The organism is Erythrobacter sp. W302b (genome assembly GCF_046452395.1).
In the GTDB taxonomy this organism is placed as follows: Bacteria; Pseudomonadota; Alphaproteobacteria; order Sphingomonadales; family Sphingomonadaceae; genus Erythrobacter.
In genome coordinates this window covers 1,868,828-1,885,167 of the sequence record NZ_JBKFDH010000001.1, presented here as the reverse complement: position 1 = coordinate 1,885,167, position 16,340 = coordinate 1,868,828, and the positions used below count along the sequence as shown (strand labels likewise).

Here is a 16,340-nt window from a genome sequence, read left to right as displayed (position 1 = left end):
CACTTTCACCGAAATTCATCGGGCGGTGAGAAGTGAATGAGTACATTCACGATCAACATTGAGCAGCAAATACGTTGCTACATGAAAGTGAGCGCCTTGCTCCCCGTGGCCACGAGGCGTTCACCAGCAGTATATGGGGAATATCCTACGCCCCCGCTAGAAGCCGGTCACTGGCTTTGCCTGCTCCACCTCAGAACCTAATCTTTGCTGGCGAAGCATCTCGGCGTTCGCACGTCCGATCTCGAGAGCCTTCCGCGCGTAAGAATCATCAGAAAGGGTGGCACCATAGCGATAGATCAGCCCAGGGTTGTTCTGACCCCCACCGTAGAAATGAACGACAAAGGATTGGCCGCAGACGATCCCATCAACATTGGCGTTCGCGCCGGTGCTCTTCGAATTGCGATTATGCTCGTAGCCACACATGTTGACCATTCTCTCGTCGGTCGACACCTGTCCTCCCGGTAGGACCGTAAAGCCGATTTCTCGTCGACCCCCACGTCCGTTGTAGGGAGCTAGTTCCTTGGCGCGGGGAAACTTTCTCAGGGTGTTGGCTACAAAATCTTCCACCGAGGGCCCTGCTTGGTGATCATGCTGCGCCTCGCGTTTGACCTGTACGACCTTCTCCTGTCCCATAACGCCGGCTAAATCCACGATGATTGCGTCTTCGAAGTTTTCGCCGATGATCTCGATTGATCCGTCAAAACCGTCTCTGCCGCGAATTTCAAATTCAAACGTGAACTCTCCACACATCAATTGCTGAAGTACCGAATCGACGTTGTCGCCGATGGCGATACCCCCAAGACTGTTTACGCGCTGCGAGCCATCCTGGAATCCAGCGCATTCTGACACTTGGGAGTCGGTCGGGGCTTGGGTTGCATCAATTGCAGCAGAAGCGGCATCCTCTGCGGCGGAAAGTTCATCCCCGGGTGCTGACGCATCCGGAACATCAGAAGGCCCGCATCCGAAAAGGGCGATGGCTATAGCACTGACTGCAAATGATCGCATCGAATCGGTACTCCATTAGGCCTACGAGCAATTCAAGATGACCTGACCCCGGCTATAACTCTCGAGCGTGGCACGGACGACTCGTTGTTCGCCGCTCCGGATCGCCGGGCTAGAGAAGCGGCAGACGATGGTCGTGGGGGAGGCTATATTCTGGGTGACATTCATCCAGTCCCCCCAATTGAAGTCGCGCTGCATGCGCTCGTTTGATCGCCGGACGTCGGAGGCGGTAACCTTCATCGTGGCGACATATCTCCCGCCGTTGAACGAAATACTTGAAGGCTTGAACAAGACTTGCGCGCCAGCCGCGAAAAATTCGATCGCACGCGCCTCGTCGCACAGGAACATGTCGCCGACATTTTCGATCACACCTGACCAGCGGGCGAACTGGCAATTGGGGTTGGTGCTCTGGACTGGGCTTGAGGCCTGGCGCGACTGGGCTGCGACTGCATTGGCCTCGGCAGCAAGGCGCGCTGCTTCGCGGCGCTGGTCCTCGGCAGCGCGTTCAACACGGGCCTTCTCGACTGCTGCAAGGAAATCACGCCGATTGCGATCCGCCGGTGTCTGTCCCTTGGCAAAATTGCGTGAAGCTTTGACGATCAGGCGATTGCCTTCGATGCGATAGAGAACATAGGGCAAGTTGGTCGTCTTCGACCGTTCCCGCGCTTCCGATGAAACGATCACAAGGTTGCCAGATAAATCCTCGAAGGCGGACACAGCGCCGCTAGGAACTGCTGCAACATCGCCTACCGGAACTCCCTTCCAGATCAACTGGTAGATGCCCGGATTAGCTTCGGATATTAGCCAATTTTCTGCCAGAACAAGATCATGCCCCGGCGTCGTAACCGCTCCTACACAGGAGGCGCGCGGTCTCGAGAGCTTCTTTATCAGTGATTTCTGGGCCTTGGTGCATTCGGTGGTGTCGGAAAGTAGCTTCAGCGGCTCGTCGAAGCTCAACGTCCCTTTGACAGACGTGCCTGAGAGCTCATGGACCCGCGTAAATCCCTCTCTGACAGGGGTTTGGGCAGCAACTGGCGCCGGACCTCGATCAACCGAAAGATTGCCATCCCAGACGAAACTGCTGCTCCCGGTCTTCAGCCACCTGCTATTGCCATCCGTCCCGCCAACCCATGTGCCCTTGATCGTTGTTCCGGCAGGGAATGTTCGTAGGATCGTCGACCCTGTGGTCGATGGCTTGTTCCGCTCCCTTGCAGCCGCTGTTACCCGCGCTTCGACGACTGGCCCGTATGTTGCGAAGGCACCACTCTGCGCGGGTGAAGCGGTCTTGAGATAGGGATCGGTCCAGTCGCGCAGGAACTCGGGTGAAGAGCGCCGATTACCTTGGCCGTAGATATTCAACCAGTCCGGGCTGAAGCGGCTCGAGAAATGGCGCAATTCGAAATGTAAGTGACAGCCCTGAGCGGCACCGGTTTCGCCCACGAAACCGATTTGCTCCGCCTTCGCTACCGTGTCGTTGATCGTCAGCTTGCGCCCGTCTGCGCGTTTCGGCGCATCGTTGAGATGAAAGTACGAGGAGAAGGTCCGCTTCCCGAGCGCATCGACGACGCCGTGATCGATGATGATCATGTAGCCGAGGGACTTGAAGTTTCTGTCCTTCTTGCTGTCGATCAGGTCGATCACAACGCCATCGCGCCATGAGCGGACGCTCGAGGTCTTGCAGGGTGCCGGGATGTCGATTCCGGCGTGGGTCCGGTCGCCTTCAGAAGGGAACGTACCGTGTGCGTACACGCCCGCTCGACCGCTCGGCACGATGTCGGTGAGGCGCACTAGCTGTTCGTCTTGAGCCATGGCTGGCGTGCTCATCAGCATGCCGACCATGGCGCTCGCCCAACCTGTTTTCCTCGTCAACACAATCCCCTCCCCAGAACATCGACGCAAGCGGCATTGAGCCGCAATTCAGGGCGACCTCTCGATCATTCGGTGACCGGTCGGGATGAGACGCCGACGATGATTGCGGCGAGATGCATTCCGGTTGGAATGAGCGGGATCCAGTTGAGGCCCGGCACCATGTCGAAGACCGAAGCCAGGATCGGGAAGATTACCAGCCAGCCCTTGTCGACCACTGCTCCGCGTAGCCAACTGATGAGGACCAGTCCGCCAAGGCAGGCCAAATGCGCGAACATGAGAATGTTGAGTCCGTTACCGCCGCCAGCGGCCGCATCGACTGCCGCGAGGCCAGCGTTCACGACCGCGGAGTTCGACCCGAAATAGGGAAGAAAGTATGTCGGAAACATAAGGAGAAGGTAGAGAACGACGAACGAAGGCCCTGCGGCCACATACTTCTTGATGGCATCCATCAAATGATCCTCTTCATGAATGGTTTGCAGATGCGTTGAAACGATCCGCCGGTTGCAAGTGTCCGGGGATGAAACCATTCGTCCGCCACATGGCGGCCCATCAGTTCATCTTGGAGCAGGTGGCGTCAGAGCGCCCAGTGATCACAGTGCAGCGATAGTTGCCGATTGCGGTCATCGCGACCCAGCTTTCGCTTCCGTCGGCCTTCTCGACATTCTCGATCTCGATATGGCGCGGCACTAACTTCTGACCCTCAGGACCAATTGCAGCTATCGTGGAAGCGCGCCGTTCCTGCTTGCCCATGATGCCCTTGCCCATTTCGTCCGACCCAACAATAGAGCCGGCCATCAGGGCTGCCACGCACCCTGAAAGTGAAAAGGCGCACGCCGCTGCAAAAAGAAATCGTAGCATCAACAATGTCCCCATTCATCGCCGGTCACGAACGACTCGGCGGCTTTGGGATAGCTTGAGGCGAAAGATGCGTTTCTCGATTTTCTCGAAAAAACCGAGAAAGCGACCGCTTGCCTATGGCTGAATTCTCGTCGAAACTAGGGCAATAGAGAAGAGGGGGCGGGGTTGCGGTTCTTTGTCGACACAGGCCATGTGCGCCTTCTTCTCAAGGAACAGTTCGGCGGAATCGAAAATTTCGTTGAAGAGTGGGCTGCGCGCCAGAGCGGGGCTGGGCATAGCGCGCAATCACGGAGTATAAAGACGGTCTACAAGTGGCTTGCCGAAGGCATGCCCAAGCACGAGGAGTCATTCTTCGCGTTTTTCGGTGCGCTCGACGCGGACCCGATCGCGCTGATCGATTTCGAGCGCAGCGGCTTTGCCAGGCACTTCGGGCGGTTCCGTCAAGCCATCATGCTCGCGGGCCTCAATGTCGGCGGCTTCAGGTCACTCACCCACCTGATGCGGCCGGCGCAGCACTGGCCCGACAATCAACTGACCGAACTTTACTACGGTAAAGAGTGGTCGGCGCACGAATTCGAGCACGATGCGCAGTCGGTGATCAATTCCTACGTCACGTTCCGGATTGGCGGCACTCAAGAGGAACAGCGCGCTTGGCCGCGCGCCTACCACATTGCCTATCGCCGCAAGTCCAATGCTGATGGGCTCTGGAGGCCGTTTGGATCGATTATCGCGCGGCAATCCGAACTTATCCTCGTTCATGAGAACGGTGCCGTCCAGACGGCGAAACCCAAGACATCGGATACGCCGATCGAATTCAGGACTTTCTTTGGTCCGAGTGCCGCCGAGTTCCGGATTGCTTGCCTTCATCCGTTCGACGCGAGCCTTGATCTGATTGATGATCCGGATGTGCCTCTGGTGTTCGCAGGATGAACCCGGCGCCAGCGGGAACAGAAATGCTTATGGTCGACCAGATCGAAGGCTCAGCCGGTTTATGGCGAAACGCGGTCTACGGTGGCGGCGATCTCGGCTTCAATCTCTACTGGACTACGGTCAGCCTGTACATTTTGTATTATTACACCGACGTTCTCGGGATTCCCGCGAGTGCAGCAGGCCTGATCTTCCTCGTATCGATGCTGTGGGACGCGGTTACCGACCCAATCATGGGGGTGATTGCACAAAAAACCCAAACCCGTTGGGGCAGCTATCGGCCCTACATCGCCGCCGGAGCGGTGCCGCTGTGCCTTTCGATGATGTTGCTGTTCTACGATCCCGGGCTTGAGGGTGCTGCACTCATAGCTTACGCCCTTGCGGTGCAAGTCCTATTCCGAACCGCCTACACCGTCGCCAACATCCCATACAGTGCTCTGGCATCGAGCATGACGCACTCTTCGCGTATCAGAAATGTCCTGTCTGCATGGCGGATCTCACTTGCCACCATAGGCAGCGCATTTGTGGGCTATTCGACACTCAAGCTGGTGCCGGTGCTGGGCCAAGGGGACGTTTCACGTGGATTCTTTCTGACTGCCACGCTCTATGGCATCCTTTCGCTTCCATTCCTTCTGATGGTCGGCTGCATGTTGGGGAAGACCCGCGAGGCACCGTCAGCCAATACCAGCGTGTCCGTTCGGGAAGCGCTGGATGTGCTCCGCAAGAACCGGCCATTCCTGATCGTCCTTGCCGCCACCATGTGCGCGACACTTGGCGGTGTCATCAGCAGCAAGACGTTGGTCTACTATTTCAAGTACTCGCTCGGAAACGAGGCGGCGGTGGGCATGGCGTTTGCTGCCAACTCGCTGACGATCCTGATCGCCACGCCCTTATGGGCTCTGGTGACCGCACGCACTTCGAAGCGCTTTGTATGGCGTGCAGGAGCGAGCTGTTCGATCACGGGGTCGGTGCTGCTCTTCCTCAATCCGTTCGAAACGATCTGGGTGGTGGTCGCACTTGTCACGATCGTCGCTGTCGGCGCTTCGGCAGGCTATTTAAGCTTCTGGTCCGCCCTCCCGGACACCGTCGAGTATGGTGAGGTGCGGAGCGGCAAACGCGTTGAATCGCCGACCTTCGGCGTAATGAGCTTTGCTCAGAAGGCAGCATATGGCCTTGCCGTCGCTCTTGCCGGGTTCCTCCTCGATGTGATCGGCTACCGGCCTAATGAGGTGCAGGCTCAGGCCACGATCGAGGGCCTCAGGACGATCATGACAATTGTTCCAGCAATCTTCATCTCGGCCGCATTCCTGATCATTGGTCACTACCGTCTTGATGCCGAAACACACGCAAGACTGGTGGCCATATTGCGCAGGAGGCGGTGCCAAGAACAGCTGCTCAGTCGATGAAGGGTGGCATAGGGATGGAAGCTCATCCGCAACAGGAAAATGTCAAAATCCATAAATAAATCGGGAGGTTGAATTCCATGTCGGTTTTGATCCAGGTCGATCGAGCGGTTGTCGAGGAGGGGCAGGATGGTGCGTTCACGGTTCGCCTGAGCGAAGCGTCGGCCACCCCGGTTACGGTTCAGTACCGGCTTTTGAGTCGCGACAGCTTTGGGACCTTGAGTTTTTCCGATCTCATTGGCGGCTCCGACTTCGATGAAGGACAGGTCTACACTTTGACCTTCCAGCCCGGAGAGACGATCAAAACGATTCCGATCAGGCTGGACTCCACCATTGCCGGAAGACTTGATCAGCACTTCACGCTGGAACTGTTCAACGCGATCAACGCCGAGTTTGCCGGGGAAGCCGAAATAATGCGGACCCAGGGCTTCGCCCTTGATGATGGCTTCGATGGAGGCCTATCCCTTCCGATCATCGCAGTCGGCAGTCCGATCATCCTCGAGGGCGACAGCGGCGTGAGGACTGTGCGCTTCGAGGTCAGCCTGTCGCGCCCGGCGCCCTCGCAGTTCACCGTCAACTTCACCACTGCTGACGGTAGCGCTCTTGCCAATCAGGACTACCGTGCCAGAAGCGGCACACTGACCTTCCTCCTCGGCCAGACCACCGCCTTTGTCGAGGTCGAGGTGCTGGGCGATACCGCCATCGAAGCCAATGAGAGCTTCTTCCTGCAGATCACGCCGCAAGCCGGAGCAAACTACCAGGTCGCCAACCTCGGAACAGCGACACTGGTCAATAATGATACGACGGGCTCTGCGCCTTCGATCCAGGTCGATCGAGCGGTTGTCGAGGAGGGGCAGGATGGTGCGTTCACGGTTCGCCTGAGCGAAGCGTCGGCCACCCCGGTTACGGTTCAGTACCGGCTTTTGAGTCGCGACAGCTTTGGGACCTTGAGTTTTTCCGATCTCATTGGCGGCTCCGACTTCGATGAAGGACAGGTCTACACTTTGACCTTCCAGCCCGGAGAGACGATCAAAACGATTCCGATCAGGCTGGACTCCACCATTGCCGGAAGACTTGATCAGCACTTCACGCTGGAACTGTTCAACGCGATCAACGCCGAGTTTGCCGGGGAAGCCGAAATAATGCGGACCCAGGGCTTCGCCCTTGATGATGGCTTCGATGGAGGCCTATCCCTTCCGATCATCGCAGTCGGCAGTCCGATCATCCTCGAGGGCGACAGCGGCGTGAGGACTGTGCGCTTCGAGGTCAGCCTGTCGCGCCCGGCGCCCTCGCAGTTCACCGTCAACTTCACCACTGCTGACGGTAGCGCTCTTGCCAATCAGGACTACCGTGCCAGAAGCGGCACACTGACCTTCCTCCCCGGCCAGACCACCGCCTTTGTCGAGGTCGAGGTGCTGGGCGATACCGCCATCGAAGCCAATGAGAGCTTCTTCCTGCAGATCACGCCGCAAGCCGGAGCAAACTACCAGGTCGCCAACCTCGGAACAGCGACACTGGTCAATAATGATACGACGGGCTCTGCGCCTTCGATCCAGGTCGATCGAGCGGTTGTCGAGGAGGGGCAGGATGGTGCGTTCACGGTTCGCCTGAGCGAAGCGTCGGCCACCCCGGTTACGGTTCAGTACCGGCTTTTGAGTCGCGACAGCTTTGGGACCTTGAGTTTTTCCGATCTCATTGGCGGCTCCGACTTCGATGAAGGACAGGTCTACACTTTGACCTTCCAGCCCGGAGAGACGATCAAAACGATTCCGATCAGGCTGGACTCCACCATTGCCGGAAGACTTGATCAGCACTTCACGCTGGAACTGTTCAACGCGATCAACGCCGAGTTTGCCGGGGAAGCCGAAATAATGCGGACCCAGGGCTTCGCCCTTGATGATGGCTTCGATGGAGGCCTATCCCTTCCGATCATCGCAGTCGGCAGTCCGATCATCCTCGAGGGCGACAGCGGCGTGAGGACTGTGCGCTTCGAGGTCAGCCTGTCGCGCCCGGCGCCCTCGCAGTTCACCGTCAACTTCACCACTGCTGACGGTAGCGCTCTTGCCAATCAGGACTACCGTGCCAGAAGCGGCACACTGACCTTCCTCCTCGGCCAGACCACCGCCTTTGTCGAGGTCGAGGTGCTGGGCGATACCGCCATCGAAGCCAATGAGAGCTTCTTCCTGCAGATCACGCCGCAAGCCGGAGCAAACTACCAGGTCGCCAACCTCGGAACAGCGACTATCGTCAGTGGCGTTGAGAGCTCAAGCATATCCTCGCAAAGCCCACCGGCTCTCCTGATCTCTGATTCCGAAGGATCAATCTACACCTGGAATCTCCAAAGTGGGGCGGTCACCAAGGTTGTTGCAACCGGCCGGTTTATCGCGGATCTAGCCGTCTCTCCGTCGGGTGTCATCTATTTCATAACCAATAGCACTCTGTTCCGGATTGATAATCTGGGCGTTCCGTCACAGGCCGTAGTTGAAGTCGCTAGATTTGCATTTTCAGACGCCGTGGGCTTCGACATCGGCCCCGATGGAACTGCCCTCATTACAAGAAGCCAAAACTCGGGCATTTTCGCAGTAAATCTCTCAACGGGAGCAACCACGCAGGTTGCCACTCTGGCTGGAGGCAAGACTTCCGCTGGCGATATCGCCATTGATCCTGATGGAGCAGGTTTCAGCTACGTCGTCACGACGAATTCAGCGACGATCGAGCGGTTTTCCGGAACTGCAGCTAGCCAGATCTTCGTCGAAAGCACCGGCACTCTGAGTTCCGAACTGTTCGGGGCTTCGCCGACCCCGACAGGAGCCTTCGGAAATAATGATTTCATTACTTTCGATCGCGGCATTGCATATTACAATAACGTGGACAACGCTTCCATCGGCTTGCCACTAAAGAGCTTTAATCTCGATGGCTTCGTCACGGGTTCGTCGCTGATTCCGACATCATTGAAGATACCCGGGCTTTCAGCTGATCCGGGCGGTTTGTCGCTTCTTTCGAAGATTTTCCTTTTGGCGGATGCTGCCTATCCTTCTGACGGCGCTTCGATCCCTGATTTCGGGAAATTGACAGCTGCGGGTTGGGCCCCGATTGCCTTTGGCGATTCGCGATCCGAAGTGAATATTCCACTCAACGGGCTCCAAAATGATCTCGTATTTGCAGAGAGCATCATCGGAGGCGAGCGGACGCTAGCTTTTGCGTTCAGTGGAACACAAAACCCACCCGTGGATTTTATCACACAAATCGTTCAGTGGGCTGAATTATACGCGGGGCATCGCCAAGTTATTATTGATGTGCTTCAGTGGGCTGGTTCGGCGAACAGTCGCGGTGAAACGGCATTTACTAAAATGATAATCACGGGGCACAGTCTTGGTGGGATCCTTGTCGAAGAACTTCTTAATGACCAAACTCTGGCCAACTTCCCCCTAGTGAAGAACGCCTACGCCGTCACGTTTGGTTCTCCCGGTTCTCCGCGTGAGGTGGTAGATGACGCTAGGCTTCTGAATTTTGTCACGCTGGGCGATCCGGTAGCCCTGTTCAATACTGGCGATTTTTTCGATTTTGATGTCGACCCTAACTCAAATGTCGATGAGCTGGCGATTGGCGTCCTTGAGGTTGGCTTGACGCTCTTTGGCGCTGCAACAAATCCCCTCGCCACAGCGGCTTCGCTCGTTGGAGATGCTCTTGGCCCGAAGCGCGAAGGCACGACCATTACGATGGTCCAAGATCCCGGATTTGATCTCGGGCTTGCGCTTTTGCCGCTCCATTCGAGGGGTGGCGCGAAGGGTTATGCTGCGACTATCGCGGACTTGGAGCAGGAGTTCGGCCTTAACGGGTTTAGAGATTTTGCTGCACTCGATTTCTGGCTTGATGTCGGTCCCGGTTGGTATCCTGTCGCGCCCCTTGATTTCGGCGACATTGTTATCACGGGGATCGGCGCGACACTTGTTGGCACCTTCGATTTTGTCGTAACGCCATTTTTACAGGCGGCCGTCGGCGTAGCCAGCGTCGAGAAGATCGACGACGTCACATTCTCGTTCAAGAATTTCTTGGACGAAAGCATTTCGAAAACGATCACAAACTCTGGGACCGTTATTTCTGGAGCCAAGGTTCTCCTGAACACCACCCTTGGCCGTCTCGCAGACCTGACCGAGGTGGTTTACCAGGGCACGCCATTCTTCGTGACAGATGTGCGGGCTTCAAGAGGCTCAGCAATCCTTGAGATCGACGCCGATGGCGATGGCCTCGTCGATATCACCACCACATTCACAGGGGAATACGATCTTGACCGCTTCTTTGTCGCGCCCTCACTCGAACAGGGAAGCATCTTCTATTCTGCGGCCGTGCAAATCGAGGCGACGTCAGGAGGCGACCGGATCTTCGGTTCGGCTGCGGCTGAGGTTTTGCAGGGTCTCGCGGGAGACGATCTGATCTTCGGCTCTGCGGGCAGCGACACACTCCGCCCCGGCCAGGGTAAGGATCGCGTCGGGACTGGCCTCGGTGCGGACAGGATTGAGGGGATGCTCGGCGAGCTGAACGGGGATACGATCTTCGACCTGTCCGCCGAAGACACAATCGTGTTTCTTGGGGCACAGATATCTCTTGTGGAAGTGCGGATTGATTTCGGCGATACTAACTCGACAGTGCCCGGGCCAGATTATGCTATGCTTTCCATTGACGATGGTCTGGACGGCGTCGTTGACGCCCAGCTTCTTCTCTTCGGAAATTTTGAGAACGCCAGCTTCAGCGTCGCTCCCAACGGGGCCAATACGCTACTAAAGGTTTCCGGCAGCAATTCTGCACCGGCCATCACATTCCAAGGGGGAGCTAGCAACGCGTCAGTCAACGTCGATGAGGGATCTCTGACGGTCGCCCGGATCACGGCGCAGGATAATGATAAAGATCTACTGACCTTCGAGATTTCGGGCGGGGCGGATGCCGATAAATTCACGATCGACCGCACAAGCGGGAGTCTAGCATTTCTGGCTCAACCCCCGTTCCAAATGCCCGGCGATATTTCTCAGGATAATGTCTACGATGTCGTCGTATCTGTCAGTGACGGCTTGTTGAGCGCTACGCAAAGCCTAGCCGTGAACATTTTGCCGACTGTCCAACAGGTAACGATTACCTCTAACGCTGGTGGAGACAGTGCGGCATTCAGCGTGCCGGAAGGGCAGTCCGCAGTCACACAAGTACTTGCTATCGCGCCTGCCGGAACGACTGTCAGCTATGCGATTGCGGGCGGCGCGGATGCGAGCCGGTTCACGATCAACCCGCAGACGGGACAGCTGAGCTTTGTGGCAGTGCCTGACTTTGAGCGGCCGACCGATAGCGGTGGCGACAACGTCTATCAGGTGATCGTCAGCGCTAGCGATGGTAGCCTTAGCGATACGCAGACGCTGAGCGTTACGATTGAGGATCGCAGCGTGGCTCCGCGCCTGATTGCACCAGATGGCTTCGCTGGCGGGATTGGCGGGACCACAGCGGTATTTTTAACTTCGGGATTCCAAGACATCCGCTTCGTCGATGCTCCCGGCACGATCACGCTAAGCGGTGCGCCGGGCGGTGATGATATTATCCGCTTTGCTGGTGCTGCCAGCGCCTACACTATCACCCGGGTGGGCTCACGGGTAGATATCGCCGACGGCGATACGCGGGTGAGCATCCCGGTCAGCCCCACAAGTATCAATGTCGTCTTTGCTGATGGTCCGCGTACGTTGGGCATTGTCAACGGGCAGGTAAGGATCGGCAGTCAGTTGGTGAGCAATGCTGGAGCTGCGATCACTGCCCCGGCCGAGATAGACCCGCTTCCCAACCTTGCTGATCCTGCGGTCCGCGGGCGGCTCATCGTGGCTGAAGGCTCGCCGGTCACAGTCGCTGGCAAGATCGATGTCTTTGGTACTAGCTTCGACAATGAGCTGTTTGTGGCGGCTGGCGGCGATGTTGCCATCCGCGGCGGCTTCACCGGCGGCATGGATACAGTCGGCTTTATGGGACCAGCAAGCGACTACACGGCGGTGCGTTCAGGCAGCACGGTGTTAATCGAGACGAATGGCACAAGGGTTAGCATCCCGATCAGCCCCACCGGGACAAAGCTGCTATTCGGCAGTGAAGATCGCCTGCTTAAGGTGGACACTGTTACCGGCAAAACCCTCATCGGAACGCAGGAGATCGGTGCTTCGCCAACCCCACTGACGACCAGCCTCCAAACCAGTTCGATCGATGCCAGTGACGTCACTGGCTCTATCTCGCCCAACGGCGGCGACCTCATGGCGTTGGCACCAGACTCGTTTGAGGAGATGCTGGCCTTTGCCGACGCTAACAGTTCTACCGGTCCGCAGCGCCTGATCGATATGGCCGAAAGCGGGGGCCTCGCAGACACCCAAGCCGACTTGCAACGGCTGCTGTCCGATGTCAGCGGCTTCGACCCGCTGGGCCCGGCCGACATGCTGCGGTTGTATTACGCCACGGCCTACACCGGCATGTTTGCCCAAGCCTATTTGGCACTCGATGATGATGCGCTGATGGACCTCCATCAGAGCGGAAGCCAGTTTGGTGGCTTAGCGCCAAGCCCGGTCATGTTGGCCTCGTTTGACAGCTTCGCTCCAGGAGGGTGAAAACACCATCAACTAGCGCCAATGGGTCGGCTTATCGAAATCCATCACCTGCACAGGGTACTTCGTGGCAGACTCTAATCGCTCTTGGAGGAAAATTAGGGAGTCACGTCAGGGTTTATCCTTCTCATTTGAAGGGGGCTGGGTGCCGATCTTCATCTAAGGTGCCCCAATTTGCGCCTTGCCCGGAGTCGAAGGTCTGATACCTTTTACCAATAGCTGCGACTGAATATCAGTCCTATCCGATTAGTTTTCGAGGGTTGGCGTTATCCAAGGCCGACCTTGAGAAGGGAGAGAACGGTATTGCGGCCCCAGGTAGACGCAATTAAAGCAAGTGCTATGATCGAACCCCGTCAGCGGACAATATCGCAGATAGAGAAGCTGTTGGCACTGCCAAGCGTAGTCGTTTATGCTCTGCTCCCCGACTTGGGGCTTCAATCCATACAGGCGTTCTGCATTTTCCGTACCCTTACGGGACTAGAATGCTGGGGATGCGGCATGACCAGAGCGCTGCATAATCTGCTGCATCTCGATTTTTCCACGTCTATTGCACACAATTTTCTTGCTGCTCCCGTTGTTATTATTCTAGCTATCGTCTGGCTCACGACAATAATGTCAGTCTATCGACAAAAGGGGTCTTAAAATATGCCAGACTTCACCGCCATGGAACAGGCGACGCTGATCAAGGATTTCAACGACCAACAGAAGATGCTGTTTGTGTCACAGTATGAATCTGTACGGAAGGATCCAGGTACGGTCCTGATATTGTCGGTGTTGTTTGGTGCATTTGGTGTAGACCGGTTCATACTTGGCGACATGGGTATGGGGTTAGTGAAATTGTTCACGTTGGGCGGATGTGGTATCATTACAATTATCGACTGGTTCACGACAAAAGGACGCGCGAACGACTATAACCGCGCTCGTGCACATGAGATCGCTGAATCAATTCGTATCACAAGCGCAAGTTGACCCAAGTACGACCAAAGTGGGCAGATGCTACAGGTTGAAACAATTCTGTTTTAAGCTTCATGCGCGACCAGCCGTACGGCCCTTCAACCAAATGATTCCCAAGGCAAGGGCTGATGCCCTATGTCTCAATCGCCGGGTCTGGACTGGTATTGGACTTCAAAGGAGGAAAAGCCACGCCTTGCAGCGCAAGGCCTTCTTTAGAGGGCCCATGATTTCCTTTGGGAAAGTGCCTCAAGGAAGGTTGTGCCGCTTACCTGACTCGAAAACGTGATCCCATCATTACGAATTTAGCTTTAGCGCAGCGGTAAACTTCATTATTTCATGCTGTTGCTGTTCAGATTTGGCACTTCGGCTGGTACGACCCGCAGAGAACCCAAATTCGCTATTCTGCATGCTTCGCCGGCTTCTTAGCCAAAGTGCTTCTGCTTGGGTCGGTGCTAGGAATGTGACCCGGCCAGGACCCGGTTGCCCCAGCACCTTGCCACCTTTCACGACGCGTACGAGGTGGCATCCGTTCGCTTATCATAACGTGACCAAAAATGGGTTGGGCGGCTGATTGTAACCCTAGTATTCCGATGGGAAGGGGTTCTCTTCGATTTCTTCAGGGTACAACTCTCCGGCAGTTCACCTTCGACGCGGTTGCCAAGCTCTGTGCAAACCGTGTCCAGGTCAGCTTTCCTATCATCGAGCCAGTAACTGCGGACACCGGCCATCATTGCGGTAAAGCCGAGCGCGAATACGAGTGCCTGCCGGTCCGGCTTTGCGCCCCCGGAGCGCACGGACAACACGATGCAGTACACTGCGGGACCGATTGCGATACCATACCACAACACCTTACTGATCAGAGCTTCTAGCATCGCGCGGCATCGCGGGAAGTCTTGGATCTGACAAGGGGCATGACATGGTTGGGCCCGGATGGATGTGTGCGTTCCCATTCATCATCAGAGCGCTTCAGATAAATAGCTGCCCGTCAGCAAGCGACCCAATTGCGGAATGTCACCTCTTGCTTCAAGCTCTTGAGGTTATGACTTCGGACCGACCGCCATTAACTCTCCAACGCCAGATGATCTGCGGTTGGACGATGTATCCCGGCTATGGGAGTAGCCCTTAGCCCTTCGTCCCGCTCCAAATCGATCGATGAACCTCCGTTTTTCACCCAGCTTGCGACATAAAGCCGCTCACTAAGCAGTCCCGAAAGCGGCCATTCCGGATCCGTTCTGATGCGGACCATGCGAACAGCAAAAGATATACCCCAGCCCCGCTCAGCACGATGCCATGGAGGACCGGGTTGAGGAAGTCAGAGTGTGGGTCAGTTGCGTCCACCACGAACGCGATTACAATGACGGTGGGTTATCCGCCATGGCAACCCGCCGCGCAGCAGATTCAAGATCGCCTCGACGATGCGACGCAGCGGCTATTTGCGCGGGCGCCCAAAGTGTGAAGGATTCAGAAACAACGGCTCCAGCACGGCCCATTCCCCGTCAGTCAAATCGCTCAGCAAAGTCAGCTGTGCACGGGCAAACCGCGCCTGAGTGGTGTCGGTCCTATTCGTTGTCTTCCTTTGGTGAGTAGCAAAACCGTTGGAAGCGAAGCTGTGCAAAGCACAATCAACGGTTGGGATGGCACCAAGCTAACCCGCTGGCGAAACTCAACTTAATTCTAAATCAGACCTTTATCGAGGTCTGTTGGTAGCCAGCTTCGGGATCGCCCGTCAGCCACAATTTTGCGTGACACCGTGGTTAGTTGTTGGCATCTTATCCCAACAACTAAGGGGGCCTTTTGATGTTTAGAGTTTTGCTAGCGTGTCTGGCTGCGGTCGGGATGATGACGCCGCTTGCAGCCCAACAGAATGACAAGCCGGTAGTCGGGATCGCCGAAATGAAAGATCTCACAGGCGCTGCACAAGCAGACAACTTCATTGCCATGATCGAAACAGCGATCATTGGAAGTGGTAAGTTTCGTATCATCGAGCGTGGCAGACTGGCCACTTTGATGAAAGAGCAGGGGCTTGGTCGAGGCGGAATCGTAACCACGAGCACCAAAAAGAAAACTGGCGGCTTCGAAGGCGTTGATTATCTAATCTACGGGACCATCACTTCGATTTCGGCGGTGAATAAGTCAAATCTCGGCGACAATATGCTGCGCGGCGTGCTGGGCGGAAACCGCGGCCAGAGTGCGGAGTGCTTTAATACGAGAGTGCGGATGGAAGCGGACATTCGCATCACCGACACCAACACCGGGGAAGTCCGTTACGCAACGCGCATCAGTGAGGAACAGGAATCTGCCACTGTCTGCGGGGGCGGTTCGCAAATTGACAGCGCCGGTTTGTTCCGTTCTGCCGCCGACAACGTTGCCACAGGACTTGTGACAACCATCTTTCCGATTCAGGTTGCAGCGATCCAGGCTGATGGAACCGTCATTCTCAACTATGGGGCTGGCGCACTCGATCGGGGGGAGTACCTGATGGTCTATGGGCAAACTACCGAGATTCCCGATCCGTCTGGCACTGGAACGATCAAGATCGACGGGGAAAAGGTGGGCGCAATCCAGATCACCGACGTGCAGACCTCATTTTCTCGTGCGGTACAGGTGACGTCCTTCACCGTACCGCTCACGGTCGGAGCCGTGGCGCGCCCGGTACCGGCTGCCGATGTTAAGGCTTTGCAGAAGCCAAGCGGTAAGAAGGGGCGTTGAG

General features: G+C 56.5%; 10 protein-coding genes and 1 pseudogene. 6 read left to right on the top strand and 5 right to left on the bottom strand.

Features of this window, described 5'->3' with window-relative positions:
* Positions 1–156 precede the first annotated feature (156 nt).
* The 4 genes from ACLBKT_RS09225 to ACLBKT_RS09210 all read right to left on the bottom strand — a co-directional run bounded on the left by ACLBKT_RS09225 (position 157) and on the right by ACLBKT_RS09210 (position 3,678).
* Positions 157–1,005 (bottom strand): hypothetical protein, encoded by an 849-nt coding sequence (locus ACLBKT_RS09225; protein WP_410182622.1) that lies wholly within the window; start codon positions 1,003–1,005, stop codon positions 157–159.
* Positions 1,006–1,026: 21 nt separating this feature from the next.
* Positions 1,027–2,841, bottom strand: a complete 1,815-nt coding sequence (locus tag ACLBKT_RS09220; RefSeq protein ID WP_410182621.1) for a M23 family metallopeptidase — start codon at positions 2,839–2,841, stop codon at positions 1,027–1,029.
* A gap of 95 nt (positions 2,842–2,936) precedes the next feature.
* On the bottom strand, positions 2,937–3,320 hold the full coding sequence (locus ACLBKT_RS09215) for a hypothetical protein (RefSeq protein ID WP_410182620.1): 384 nt from the start codon (positions 3,318–3,320) through the stop codon (positions 2,937–2,939).
* A gap of 100 nt (positions 3,321–3,420) precedes the next feature.
* Positions 3,421–3,678, bottom strand: coding sequence for a hypothetical protein (locus ACLBKT_RS09210; RefSeq protein WP_410182619.1), 258 nt, complete (start codon positions 3,676–3,678; stop codon positions 3,421–3,423).
* Positions 3,679–3,894: 216 nt separating this feature from the next.
* Between ACLBKT_RS09210 and ACLBKT_RS09205 the strand changes: the two genes are divergently transcribed.
* The 5 genes from ACLBKT_RS09205 (at position 3,895) to ACLBKT_RS09185 (ending at position 13,645) form a co-directional block, all read left to right on the top strand.
* A complete protein-coding gene (locus tag ACLBKT_RS09205) occupies positions 3,895–4,659 on the top strand; it encodes a hypothetical protein (protein ID WP_410182618.1) in 765 nt (254 codons plus the stop codon).
* A 29-nt stretch (positions 4,660–4,688) separates the two neighbouring features.
* Positions 4,689–6,062, top strand: a complete 1,374-nt coding sequence (locus ACLBKT_RS09200) for an MFS transporter (RefSeq protein WP_410182617.1) — start codon at positions 4,689–4,691, stop codon at positions 6,060–6,062.
* Positions 6,063–6,139: 77 nt separating this feature from the next.
* Positions 6,140–12,679 (top strand): Calx-beta domain-containing protein, encoded by a 6,540-nt coding sequence (locus ACLBKT_RS09195; RefSeq protein WP_410182616.1) that lies wholly within the window; start codon positions 6,140–6,142, stop codon positions 12,677–12,679.
* Between the two features lie 336 nt (positions 12,680–13,015).
* Positions 13,016–13,318, top strand: a complete 303-nt coding sequence (locus ACLBKT_RS09190; RefSeq protein WP_410182615.1) for a DUF2752 domain-containing protein — start codon at positions 13,016–13,018, stop codon at positions 13,316–13,318.
* A 3-nt stretch (positions 13,319–13,321) separates the two neighbouring features.
* Complete coding sequence (locus ACLBKT_RS09185) at positions 13,322–13,645, top strand: TM2 domain-containing protein (RefSeq protein WP_410182614.1); 324 nt, start codon at positions 13,322–13,324, stop codon at positions 13,643–13,645.
* 1,351 nt (positions 13,646–14,996) lie between these two features.
* Here ACLBKT_RS09185 and ACLBKT_RS09180 read toward each other — a convergent pair.
* A pseudogene (locus tag ACLBKT_RS09180) lies at positions 14,997–15,245 on the bottom strand (transposase); the annotation flags it as partial.
* Between the two features lie 221 nt (positions 15,246–15,466).
* On the opposite strand from ACLBKT_RS09180, the gene ACLBKT_RS09175 reads away from it, so the two are divergent.
* Complete coding sequence (locus ACLBKT_RS09175) at positions 15,467–16,339, top strand: CsgG/HfaB family protein (RefSeq protein WP_410182613.1); 873 nt, start codon at positions 15,467–15,469, stop codon at positions 16,337–16,339.
* Position 16,340: the final 1 nt, after the last annotated feature.

Bases quoted from the DNA above. Each gene is read 5' to 3' on its own strand.
- ACLBKT_RS09200 (WP_410182617.1), top strand. From the start codon at position 4,689: ATGGTCGACCAGATCGAAGGCTCAGCCGGTTTATGGCGAAACGCGGTC.
- ACLBKT_RS09195 (WP_410182616.1), top strand. From the start codon at position 6,140: ATGTCGGTTTTGATCCAGGTCGATCGAGCGGTTGTCGAGGAGGGGCAG.
- ACLBKT_RS09220 (WP_410182621.1), bottom strand. From the start codon at position 2,841: ATGGTCGGCATGCTGATGAGCACGCCAGCCATGGCTCAAGACGAACAG.
- ACLBKT_RS09175 (WP_410182613.1), top strand. From the start codon at position 15,467: ATGATGACGCCGCTTGCAGCCCAACAGAATGACAAGCCGGTAGTCGGG.
- ACLBKT_RS09215 (WP_410182620.1), bottom strand. From the start codon at position 3,320: ATGGATGCCATCAAGAAGTATGTGGCCGCAGGGCCTTCGTTCGTCGTT.
- ACLBKT_RS09225 (WP_410182622.1), bottom strand. From the start codon at position 1,005: ATGCGATCATTTGCAGTCAGTGCTATAGCCATCGCCCTTTTCGGATGC.
- ACLBKT_RS09185 (WP_410182614.1), top strand. From the start codon at position 13,322: ATGCCAGACTTCACCGCCATGGAACAGGCGACGCTGATCAAGGATTTC.
- ACLBKT_RS09190 (WP_410182615.1), top strand. From the start codon at position 13,016: ATGATCGAACCCCGTCAGCGGACAATATCGCAGATAGAGAAGCTGTTG.